At 70.5% G+C, this 11,385-nt stretch carries 7 protein-coding genes and 1 pseudogene; 3 read left to right on the forward strand and 5 right to left on the reverse strand.

All coding sequences use genetic code 11. The features are described 5' to 3' along the window. Positions 1-9 precede the first annotated feature (9 nt). Positions 10-2,100, reverse strand: a complete 2,091-nt coding sequence (efeU, locus tag ACFXN1_RS46355; RefSeq protein ID WP_379443983.1) for an iron uptake transporter permease EfeU — start codon at positions 2,098-2,100, stop codon at positions 10-12. 107 nt (positions 2,101-2,207) lie between these two features. Continuing rightward, positions 2,208-2,711, reverse strand: coding sequence for a GtrA family protein (locus tag ACFXN1_RS46360; RefSeq protein WP_379443982.1), 504 nt, complete (start codon positions 2,709-2,711; stop codon positions 2,208-2,210). Positions 2,712-3,014: 303 nt separating this feature from the next. Here ACFXN1_RS46360 and ACFXN1_RS46365 point away from each other — a divergent pair, with 303 nt between their 5' ends. Continuing rightward, positions 3,015-5,213, forward strand: coding sequence for a phosphocholine-specific phospholipase C (locus ACFXN1_RS46365; protein WP_379444004.1), 2,199 nt, complete (start codon positions 3,015-3,017; stop codon positions 5,211-5,213). A 50-nt stretch (positions 5,214-5,263) separates the two neighbouring features. Here the strand turns inward: ACFXN1_RS46365 and ACFXN1_RS46370 are convergent, their stop codons facing one another. Further along, positions 5,264-6,016: a hypothetical protein gene (locus ACFXN1_RS46370; protein ID WP_379403065.1), complete on the reverse strand. Its 753-nt coding sequence runs from the start codon at positions 6,014-6,016 to the stop codon at positions 5,264-5,266. A gap of 6 nt (positions 6,017-6,022) precedes the next feature. Continuing rightward, complete coding sequence (locus ACFXN1_RS46375; protein WP_379443980.1) at positions 6,023-7,471, reverse strand: lipase maturation factor family protein; 1,449 nt, start codon at positions 7,469-7,471, stop codon at positions 6,023-6,025. A 286-nt stretch (positions 7,472-7,757) separates the two neighbouring features. Between ACFXN1_RS46375 and ACFXN1_RS46380 the strand changes: the two genes are divergently transcribed. Further along, on the forward strand, positions 7,758-10,046 hold the full coding sequence (locus tag ACFXN1_RS46380) for a sensor histidine kinase (RefSeq protein ID WP_379443979.1): 2,289 nt from the start codon (positions 7,758-7,760) through the stop codon (positions 10,044-10,046). Beyond that, positions 10,043-10,690, forward strand: coding sequence for a response regulator (locus ACFXN1_RS46385; protein WP_379387733.1), 648 nt, complete (start codon positions 10,043-10,045; stop codon positions 10,688-10,690). Before ACFXN1_RS46380 ends, ACFXN1_RS46385 begins: the two co-directional genes overlap by 4 nt. Here the strand turns inward: ACFXN1_RS46385 and ACFXN1_RS46390 are convergent. Then, positions 10,687-11,313, reverse strand: a pseudogene (locus tag ACFXN1_RS46390) (DNA polymerase domain-containing protein); the annotation flags it as partial. The gene ACFXN1_RS46385 and the pseudogene ACFXN1_RS46390 sit on opposite strands and share 4 nt — an antisense overlap. Between the last annotated feature and the right edge of the window lie 72 nt (positions 11,314-11,385).

Genomic DNA, 11,385 nt, shown 5'->3' on the forward strand with positions numbered 1-11,385 from the left:
CGTAGAGAGTCAGTTCGCTTTGGTTTCCAGCAGCCGCGGCACGCGGTCCAGCGCTTCCAGGGCGGCGCCGATCGCGGCGAGCACCGCCTGCCGGGCGGCCTGCGGCGTCTGCGCGGGCGCGCGCCAGCGGCCGTTGTCCTGGGTGGCCAGCAGGGCGGCGCGCAGCCGGTCCAGCTTGGTCCCGAGGTCGGGGCGCAGCTGCGGGTCACGCTCGTCCAGCGGGACGGCGAGCTGATCCAGGACGGTGCGGGTGACCTCGACATCGGCCAGCGTCGCCGGATAGGCCGCGCCCGCACCCTGATCGTCCAGGCCCGAAAGATGGTCGCGCAGTGCGTCTTCCAGGATCTCGTGGGCGCGCACCGGCAGGGTGGCCGGATCACCGGCGATATCGGTGCTGGTCAGCTTGTCCCCGATCGCGGCGATATCCGCGGTGAGCTTGTCGACCACGGGCAGCAGCTGATCCGGGCCCTGGCCGTGCCAGAGGCCGTATTCGAGGCGGTGCAGGCCGGTGAATCCCGGATCTTTGACGCCGTCCGGCAGACCGCCGGGCAGCCCGTCGACCGCCGTCCCCGCCTCGCCGAAGCTGTTGTACGACGCGCCGACCCGCTCCCACTCCTGCAGCGCGAGCAACCAATCGGCCTGCGCGGCGGGGATATTGCGCGCCCGCAGATCCCGGCCGACCGTACCGACGGCACCGGTCAGACGGGTCAGCACGCCCCGCACGTACGCCTGGTAGGCCTCGTTCGGCCCGTGCAGTTCGCTGGCGCGCGCGGGTTTGAAGGCCGGCGGCGCGTCCGTCTGCGGACCGGTGGCCTGTACGCGCGGCGAGGACAGCGACGGGCGGCCCGACATCAGGCAGACGATGGTGTAGCTGCCCGGATTCAGGGTCGCGGTCAGCTCGGCGGTGGTGCCGGGACCGATGTTCTCGATCTCACCGGCCACCGCGCCGTCCGCGTCGACCAGATCGATCTCGCCGGACTTGCCGGACGTGTTGTGCACCGCGATGGTCTGGGTGCCGGTGTGCGCCGAGGTCCATTCCGGCGCACACGCATCCGCGGTCACGGTGACCGTGCGCGCGGTGTTCGAGCCGCCCGACGGCAGCAGGGCGATGGCGGTGCCGGCGGCCAGCACCGGGACCAGCACCAGGGTCGCGCCGACCAGCACCGGACGCGGACCGGCGATCCGCTCCCACCAATCCGCGTGCGCAGGCTCGTATTCCGGCTTCTCGTCGGCGGGCTCGGTTTCCGGCTTCGCCACCGGCCCGGCCTCGATCGAAGGGGTGCGGCCCGCCCGGACGAACAGCGGAATCACGGTGGCCAGGTAGGCGATCCACGCCACCACCTGCAGCACCGTCATCTTCGGCGACAGGTTGGTGATGCCGGTGATGATCGAGACCCACCACGAGTTCGGGTCGACGTGCGCGGTCAGGTCGAACGCGATCCAGCGCGCGCCCGGCAGCCAGCCCGCCTCCTGCAGGTCACCGAGGCCGTAGGCGAGCACGCCCGCGGCGATGATGATGAGCAGCACGGCGGTCCGGTTGAAGAAGACACCGAGGTTCAGCCGTACCGCGCGCCGGAACAGCAACCAGCACAGCGCGATCGCGATACCCAGTCCGAGGGCCGCGCCGACCAGCGGAGCGGCTGTCGATCCGGCCGCCTTGATGGCCGTCCACACGAACAGCGTGGTCTCCAGGCCCTCGCGCCCGCAGGCCAGGAACGCCGTCACCGCGAGCACGCCCGCGCCCAGTCCCGCGGCCCGCGCGACCTCGCCGCGCAGCTGTCCCGACAGCGAGGCCCCGGTGCGCCGCATCCAGAAGATCATCGCGGTGACCAGGGCCACGGCCAGCACGCTCAGCACGCCCGCGACGGCGGCCCGGGCCGAACTGGTCAGTGCGGCAGTCGAATACGTCAGCACGGCGGCGAAACTCCCGGCCACCGAGATCGCGCCGAGCACGCCCAGCCAGACCGGCGTGGTCGAGACCGGGCGTTCAGGTGTCGACAGCCGGCGCACGGCGGCCAGCAGGATGGTCACCACGAGCCCCGCCTCCAGGCCCTCCCGCAGGCAGATCAGCAGATTCGGCACAGCTTCGGCAACACTCACGGCTGCCAAGGTAAGCCATACCTATATGCCCGTCCAGCCCACCCCCGTCCAGCCCCGCTGACTTGTCGTCGCTGGTAGCGCTGGTGGCCGGGTATCGAACACTCGCGCTAACGACGCGAGCGGCGGCTGGACAGGGACCAGGTCCGGAAGACGAGCAGCCGCATCGACGCGTACATGAACAAACCCTCGCCGAGGCCGCCCAGGATGCGGGCGATTCGGTAGTCGATGCCGAGGGCGGCCACCCCGCTGGTCACGCCGAGGATGAACACCAGGTAGTTCACCGCGACCACCACGACATAGATGGCGACCTGCGGACCGACCGCGGCGTGCGACTCGAAGTTGAGGGTCCGATTCAGCAGATAGCTCGCGCCGAATGCCGTGCAATAGGCCACGGTCACCGCGATCGGCAGCGCCAGGCCCGCGACCCCGTGCAGGGCGGTCAGTACCACCAGATCCAGCGTGAAGGTGAACCCGCTCACCAGCAGATAGCCGACGAAGGTCGGGGCCACGAACCGGCCCAGCCCGAACGGCAGCCGCGCCACCACCTCGTCGCACACCAGGTGGAACCAGCGCACCGCGCGCGCCGGCCGCGCCTGTGTCTCCGTCCGCACGCGACCACCGTGGCACCTCTACATGACCCAGGGGTGATCATCCGACCAACTTCATGGGACCGATTTTTCCGCGACGGCACCCCCACCATCCGCGCTTATAGCGAAAAGCGCTGGCCAGGACACGTTTCGGGCGCTGCGGACCGGCGGGCGTGCCGGTAGCGTCTGCGGCGCCGCGATGGCTGGGGACAGACGACGGATCGGAGATTTCTGATGGGGCGTGGTTTCGCCAGGACGAATCGGCGAACGGTGCTGGGGTCGATGCTGGCCGCGGGCGCGGCGGGGGTGACCGGGCTGCCGGAGGGCATGGCGGAGGCACTGGCGGAACCGGGGCGCTCGGGCTCCCTGGATCAGGTCCAGCACGTGGTGATCCTCATGCAGGAGAACCGATCCTTCGATCACTACTTCGGAACCATGAGCGGCGTACGGGGTTTCGGTGACAAGCGCGCCCTGCGGCTACCCGCCGGCGGCTACGACCCGATCCTGCAGGCAGCCATGGACACCGCCCTCGCCGGCGGACCCGGGACCGATCTGGGCAGTGGATCGGCGGGCACCGGGAGCGCCAGCGGTTCGGCGAGCGGGTCGAGCAGCGGGTCGGGCAGCGGGAGCAGCAGCGGATCGGCGGGCGGCGACAACCGGGACGCGTTCCACCAGCCGGATGCGTTCAGCAGCACCGGGTTCCTGCTGCCCTGGCACGTCGACACCAGCCGGGTGGACGGGCAGGATCTCGGCGATCTGGCGCACGACTGGAACACCACGCACATGGCATGGGCCGATGGCGCCTACCACTCCTGGATCGCGGCCAAGTCCAAGATGACCATGGGCTACTTCACCGAGGCCGACATTCCCTTCCATCGCGGACTGGCCTCCGCGTTCACCATCTGCGATCACTACTTCTGTTCGATCCAGGGACCCACCACGCCGAACCGGCTGTTCCACTGGACCGGCACCATCGACGCCGGCGGCCGGGCGGGCGGGCCCGCCGTGTCCAATCCCCCGGACTATCGGCCCGTCTACACCTGGACCACCTATCCGGAACGCCTGCAGCAGGCCGGAATCTCGTGGCAGGTGTACGCCGACTCGCACAGCGGCGGCGACTTCCTCGCCGACTTCGGCGACAATCCGCTGTGGCTGTTCCGCGCGTATCACGACGCGGCGGCCTCGTCCGATCCCGCGGTCCGCCAGCTGGCCGACCGTGCCAAGGTGACCACCACCGGCATGACGCCCGCACCGTCCGGCACCGACGGCACCAATGTCGATTACGTGCTGCAGCAGTTCATTTCCGATTGCGCCGCCGGCACCCTGCCGCAGGTGTCCTGGGTGGTCGCGCCCGCCGGCTACTCCGAGCATCCCGCCTACCGTCCGGCCGACGGCGCCGCCTATATCCAGCGCGTCCTGCAGGCCCTGTGGGACAACCCGAAGCTGTGGGAGTCGACGGTACTGCTCGTCAACTACGACGAGAACGACGGCTTCTTCGACCACGTGGTGCCGCCGACCGCGCCGCCCGGCACCCCCGACGAGATCCTGCCGTCGCTGGAGATCACCGGCACCGACCTGAATTCCGGCTCCGCGACGCTCGGGCTGGCCTCGGGCTCGGCGACCATGGACACCCTGATCAGCCGGGCCGGGGCGCTGCTGGGCGGGCAGTCGCCGATCGGCCTGGGACCGCGGGTACCGATGCTCGTCATCTCACCATGGAGCCGCGGCGGCTATGTGAATTCCCAAGTGTTCGACCACACTTCGGTACTGCGCTTCCTGGAGCAGTGGACCGGCGTCGCCGAACCCAATATCTCGGCCTGGCGGCGCGCGGTGTGCGGCGACCTCACCAGCTGCTTCGATTTCGGCAGACGCGACACCAGTATTCCCACCCTGCCCGACGCCAATGCCGAGCGCGCCCGCGCGGCCGGTCAGAAGAACCTGCCCAAGCCGACCCCGCCCTCCCCCGCCGGACAGCAGATGCCGGTCCAGGACGCGGGCCGCGCCAAGGCCCGGCCGCTGCCTTATCAGCCGGTCGCCTGGGTGGAGGTCGCCGGCAACGCCGCGACGACCCGGTACGGCAACCAGGGCACGGTGGCCATGCCGTTCCAGACCTTTGCCTACCACGACAATTCGATCCGCCAGACCGTGGTGGCACCGGGCGGCACCGCCCAGGAGCGATTCCAGCTCGGCGGCTCCTACGACTTCGCGATTCACGCCCCCAACGGATTCCTCGTCGAGGCCGCGGGCACCGCCGATACCGCGGCGCTCACCGCTACCGCCGCCGTCGGTGGCACCACCGATCAGCCCACTTTCATTGTCACCGTGAGCAATTCCAGCGTTTCGGCACTGACGGTCCAGGTGAGCGGCGGTTCCCCGGTCACGATCGACGCCGGATCCAAACGCGACATCACGGCCCCGCTCGACCAGGGCTGGTACGACCTGACGCTCAGCCTCTCCGGAAACTCCAACTGGCGCAGGCACTTCGCCGGTCACCTGGAGAACGGCAGCGCGAGCAGCACCGCGTAGTCGCGGCCGCACGGCCTTCGGATCCGGACTTCCGGATCCGGAGGCCGGCTTCAGGATTCGAACGCCGCGGCACGCCAGCCCGGGAGGGCGTCGGGGTTGGCTCGCAGGTATTTGAGGGACTGCTTCATGTAGACGCGGGGGTTGGTATCGAGGTGAGCCGACCAGGCGGGGCGAGGGTCACCGCGCATGACCGTCCAGCAGGCCAGGGCGTAGCCGTACATGGGCTGGGAGAGGTAGCCCAGGCGCTGGGAGCGCCAGCCGCGGCTGTTCTGCGAGAACTGGAAGGCCGCATTGGCATTGAAGACGCCGAGGCCGAGGTAGACCGTGGCCAGATCGGTGAGTTGTTCGCCGTCGTGCCGGTCCGGCGCGATGCGCTGCTCACCGAGCAGCCGCTCGTGGGCGAGTTCGTGGGCGACCGTCGCCACCAGGGTGACCGGTGAGCGCAGGCGCGCCAGTTCGAGCGTCACCACCGCCCGCCCGTGCTCGAGCCGGTAGTGCCCGGCCTCGCCGCGGGCCGCGCCCTCCAGCTGCATGAGCTGGTCGGGCGGCGCCGCACCGGCCGAATCGAGTTCCACGACAATGCGATCCCGCCCCACCCCCATGTACCGGACCACCCGCTCCACGACCGCGAGCGCCTGCGATTCGGCGCCCGAGTAGGTGTCCGGGAAGTAGTCGGAGGTCGGGAGGATGACGGGGGTGCGCAACGTCCTGGTACCGAATTGGGTGGCGCACCAGGACAGCATCTCCTCGACCCAGAGCCGTTCCACCTCCCCCACCGGGCAGCGCGGCCTGAAGAAACCCATGCCGCATTATGTCCGGGTCACGCGCGAGACGCGCGGTGAGAACATCGGCGGCGCGTATTCGCCGACCAGGTCACGCACCCACCAGGCATGGGTCTCCAGCAGTTCACGGGGACTGGTGAAGCGGTACTCGTAGAGCCGGGCGCGGATGTAACGGGGCGGGACGTCCGGGAAGGGATTGCGGCGCAGCAGGCGCAGGGTGGCGGGGTCGTTGCGCAGCAGGCGCTGGAGGAGGCCGTCGAACCACGGCCGGGCATAGCTGGACGAGTGGGCCGCGAACCACATGAGCCAGTCCAGGCGCAGGTGGTACGGGGCCCACTGGCGGGGCAGCCGACGGGGGTCGCCGGGCTTGCCCTTGAACTCGTATTCGCGCCAGTGGGTGTGGGCGGTGAGCGAGGCTTCGTCGGTGCCCTCGACGACCACCTCGTAGCGGATGCGGTCGACGACCCCGAACGCGCCGAACGTATTGATCAGGTGGAAAGGATTGTAGGACTGGTTCATTCGCTGATGACTCGACAGCATATTGCGGACCGGCAGGTAGCTGAGCACCACGGTGCAGGCCGCGAAGACGAACACCGGCACCGTGAACCAGAGCGGCGAGTCCGGCAGTGCCGGTGCCGCGGGTATCGGAAACACCGTTGCCGCCGCGGAATCGGAGACGGCGGACCAGGCGAGCACGATGACCAGCCAGTTGAGGAAGGCGAAGTTGCCCGACAGCACCAGCCACAGCTGCGTGACGATGATGATTCCGGCGGCCACGCTCGCGATCGGCTGTGGCGCGAAGAGTCCGAAGGGCACCACCAATTGCGCAACGTGATTGGCCCCCGCCTCGATCCGGTGTACCGGCCGCGGCAGCTGATGGAAGAACCAGCTCAGCGGGCCGGGCATGGGCTGGGTCTCGTGGTGGTAGTAGAGGCAGGTCAGATCCCGCCAACAACTGTCACCGCGCAGTTTGATCAGTCCCGCCCCGAACTCCACCCGGAACACCAGCCACCGGGCCAGCCACACCACCAGCACCGGCGGGGCCACCCGGTCGTTACCGAGGAACGCGACCAGAAAACCGGCCTCCAGCAGCAGCGACTCCCACCCGAACGAATACCAGACCTGCCCCACATTGACGATCGACAGGTACAGCACCCACACCAGCAGCCACACCACCACGGCCGCCCACAGCGGCAGCAGATCCGCGGCCCCGGCCACCAGGGCCGCCGACACCGCCGCCCCGCTCCAGGCCACCGTCGCGTAGAACCGGTCGGTGTAGTGCAGCTGAAAGACGCTCGGCGCCACCCGGAACGGTCGCCGCGCCACGAACCGCGGTACCGGCAGCATGCCGTGTTCCCCGGTCAGCGCCCGGAACTGCCGGGCCGCCGCCACGAACGCGATCAGATAGATGGCCGCGATCCCGCGCTCGATCACCTGCCGCGCGAACCAGTATTCCGGTGCGATGAACCACTCCATCCCGCGCCTCCTGCGCCGGCCGTGTCACCTCGGGCACTAAGTCCGTCCACTTGGAAGCGTACTCACCCCCCGCGCGCACCGGCCCGGGTCGCTGACCCGGGCGGCCGTTGACTCCCCGCCCGCCAACGGCCGCGGGCGCAGCCGGTGTGCGGGCCGGACCCGCACACCCCACTGCACGGTTCACTTTTCCGTAGCCGGACGGCTCTGTCTGTCGGATGTTCGACGGACACCGCGGCGCCCGCGGGGATGCCATGCTGGCTCGAATCCGGTTCGGTACCGTGACCGGGTGCTGCGCGAAGCCGACCCGACCCACGCCGCGGTCGCGCAGGAGGCGACGTGGCTGGCCATCCGGTTCCGGCACGCCGCGTGCCTGCTGCTCACCGTGGTGCATCTGGCCGGCGGGGCCGTCGATCCGGGCGCGGGGCGCACGGTCACCGTGCTGCTGGCGATGTGGTCGGCGGGCCGGCTGTGGGGGCGGCGCCTGGGGCCGTGGTGGACCGCGGCCGATGTCGCGGTGGTGGCGATCTACCTGCTGGGCACGGTCAGTGTGGCCGCGTCCGGCGTCGGCACCGGAGACCTCATCGATGTGAAGGTCGTGGCAGCAACGGTGATCTCGGTGGGTATCGCTGAGCGGGTGCGGATATCGGCGGCGGTGACCGTGTTGGTCCTCACCGCGCTCTACTGGGCCAATCGCAGTACGCCCGGTCTCACGCCCTGGGGGTTCCTGTCCGATCTGGCCGTCGCCTACCTGCTGGTCGAATGGCTGCTGGCGGTGGGGGTGCGCCGGGTGGTGCTGCGCGCGGCCACCGTGCACGACCAGACCGTGACCGCGGCCGCCGACTCCCGCATCGCCGGTGAGGTCGCCGCGGCCCGGCGGCGCTACGAGCACGAGCAGTGGGCGGTCATGCACGACACCGCCGCGGCCACCCTGCTGATGGTGGGTCAGGGCGCGGCCGCCGATCGCGAACGCATCGCCCGCCAGGCCGCGCGCGATCTCACGGTGCTGGAGTCGGGAATCCCGCTGCCGGGCGATGATTCGCCGGCCGACCTGTCGGAATTGTTGCGCGAGTTGAGCATCGAATGCCCCGTCCCGGTCACCCTGAGCACACCGGGTCCGCTGCCGATCCGCCGGGCGCTGGCGTGGACGGTGACCGCGGCCGCGCGGGAGGCGCTCACCAATATCGACCGGCACGCCCAGGCCTCGAACGTGGTGATCAGCGCCGGACCCGGGACGCTGCTGATCACCGACGACGGCATCGGATTCGACGGCGCGCCGGGCGAGGACCGCTACGGCGTCCGGCATTCGATCATCGAGCGCCTGCGGGCCGTGGGCGGCGACGCCGAGGTCACCGGCACCCCGGGACGCGGCACCGAGGTCCGGCTGCGCTGGCCGGTCGCCGCACCGGTTGCCGCCGAGGATCATTCGTTCGGTGTACCGGCGGCCGCCTCCGGAATCGACCGGCTCGGGCGCAGTTTCGGGTACGGCATGGTGGGCATCGCGGTCGCCGACACCCTGTTGCAGTCGACCCTCACCGCCGCCGCTGCGACGCCCCCGGCGGCGGTGAACGCGCTGCTGGTCGCGGTGAACGTGGCCTGTGCCCTGGCGGCGCTGGCGCCGCGCCGCCGCGAATCGATGACGCTGGCGCTCATGGGCGTGGCGATCGCCGCCTCGCTGCTGCTCATCATCCTGCTGCCGCCGGATGCCGGACTGGCGGGCGCGGACTGGTCGATCGGCGCGTCCGGCTGGGCCGTGGTTGCGCTGGGCTTCCGGCTGCCGCCGCGGCTGTCGCTGTCCGCGCTGAGCGTCTGGTGGGTCCTGGTGTGCGCGCTGGTACTGGCCCGCGCGCCGGGCGTCGAAACCCTCACGGTGCTGGGGTATCACACGGCGGCCATCTTCTTCCTTCAGATGCTGACCGCCTGGTTCGCCGCCACCCTCGATCGGGCCACGCGGCAGGCCGCCGCCCTGCACCGGGAACGCCTGCGGCACCGCACCGCCGACGCGGTCGGGCGCATGACCGAACAGGAGTGCCTGCGCCGCTATCGCGAACTGCTGACCGAATTCACCCCGCTGCTCGCGGGTCTCGCCGACGGCAGCCGGGATCCCGCGGACCCGGCCGTCCAGGCCGCCGCCCGCACCGAGTACGCCCGCCTGCGCCGCCTGTTCACCCAGCAGGACGGTCTCGGCCACCCGCTGCTGTCCGACCTGCGCACCGGTATCGACGCCGCCGAACGGCGCGGGGTGGCGGTGACCGTCGAGGCGGACGTCGAGGTCGGCCGCGGCATCGGGCCCGTGGGGCGCGACCTGCCCGACGTGGTCCGGGGCCATCTGGTGGCCGCGACCCGGATCATGCTGGACGCCAGCCGTTCCCGCGCCCGGGTGGTGGTGACCGCGGACGCCGCGGGCTGTACCGTCAGTGCGCTGGGCGACTGCCCGGCCGACACGCTGGACCGCCTGTCCACGCTGTCCGGCACCGCCCTCGACGCCGCCGGGGCGGTGCACACCGAGGTGGTCACCGCGGGCGAATTGCTGTGGGCGCGACTGCATCACCGTTTCCAGGTCGAAGGGGCCCGATGATCCGTATCGCCATAGTCGACGACCACCCGCTGATCCGCGACGGCGTGCGCGGCTGGTGTGCCGCGGCCGAGCCGCGCATCGAGGTGGCCGCCGACCATCCGGATCCGGCGGCCTTCCTGGCCGCGGGCGGACCGGATCGCGGCGACCTGGACGCCATCGTGCTGGATCTCCAATTCGACCAGCGCGCACCGGATCTGAGCGCGCTGGGCACGATCTGCGCGCGCGGTCACCGGGTGGTGGTCTATTCCCAGTACACCGAACCCCACCTGGTCCGGGACTGCCTGGACCTGGGCGCGGTCACCTATCTGTCGAAAACCGAAGGGCGCGAACATCTCATCGCCGCCCTGCACGCCGCCGCCGAGGTGCGCCCGTATCTGAGCCCGACCATGGCCCGGGCCATGAGCGCCGACGGCGACGACCGGCCACGGCTGTCCGGCCGGGAGCGCGAGGTGCTGCTGGCCTGGTTCCAGACGGAGTCCAAAGCCCTTGTCGCCCAGCAGCTCTACATCACGGTCGGCACGGTCAACACGTACCTGGAACGGATCCGCGCCAAGTACGCGGCGGTCGGACGCTCGGCCCCGACCAAGGCTGCCCTGGTGGCCCGCGCCATCCGCGACGGCCTGATCACCACCGACGAGCTCTAGTCGCCGCTGTCCTCGTCGAGGTCGACCTCGATCCGGTCGCGGTCGGCCCACTCCAGCAGCGGTTCGATGTCGAACACCGCCTCGTCGATGCCGGCGTGCAGGTCGCCGAGTTCGGCATAGCGCGCCGGCACGGTCTTCATGGTGAAGTCGCCGGGGCGCACCTCGGGAATCTCGTTCCAGCGCACCGGAGTCGACACCGTCGCCTCGGGCACGCCGCGCACCGAGTACGCCGCGGCGATGGTGTGGTCGCGCGCGTTCTGGTTGTAGTCCACGAACAGCTGCGCCGGATCGCGATCCTTGCGCCACCAGGCGGTGGTGACGTCCGCGGGCGCGCGCCGCTCCACCTCGCGGGCGAAGGCCAGCGCGGCCCGGCGCACCTCCTGGAATCCGAAGCGGGGCGCGATGCGGACGTAGACGTGTAATCCCTTGCCGCCGGAGGTTTTCGGCCAGCCGACCGCACCCAGCTCGTCGAGCACCTCGTGCACGACCCCGGCCACCCGCTGCACCCGCGACCACGGGCAGTCCGGCATGGGGTCGAGGTCGATGCGCCATTCGTCGGGGAGTTCGGTATCGAAGCGGCGCGAGTTCCAGGGGTGGAACTCGACCGTCGACATGTCAACTGCCGGAGAACTACACATCCGAATATAGACCTGACCGGCGACGTTACAACCTCCACGCTGGGAGAGAGTGAGCGG

Source organism: Nocardia sp. NPDC059154, assembly GCF_042755705.1.
Taxonomy (GTDB): domain Bacteria; phylum Actinomycetota; class Actinomycetes; order Mycobacteriales; family Mycobacteriaceae; genus Nocardia.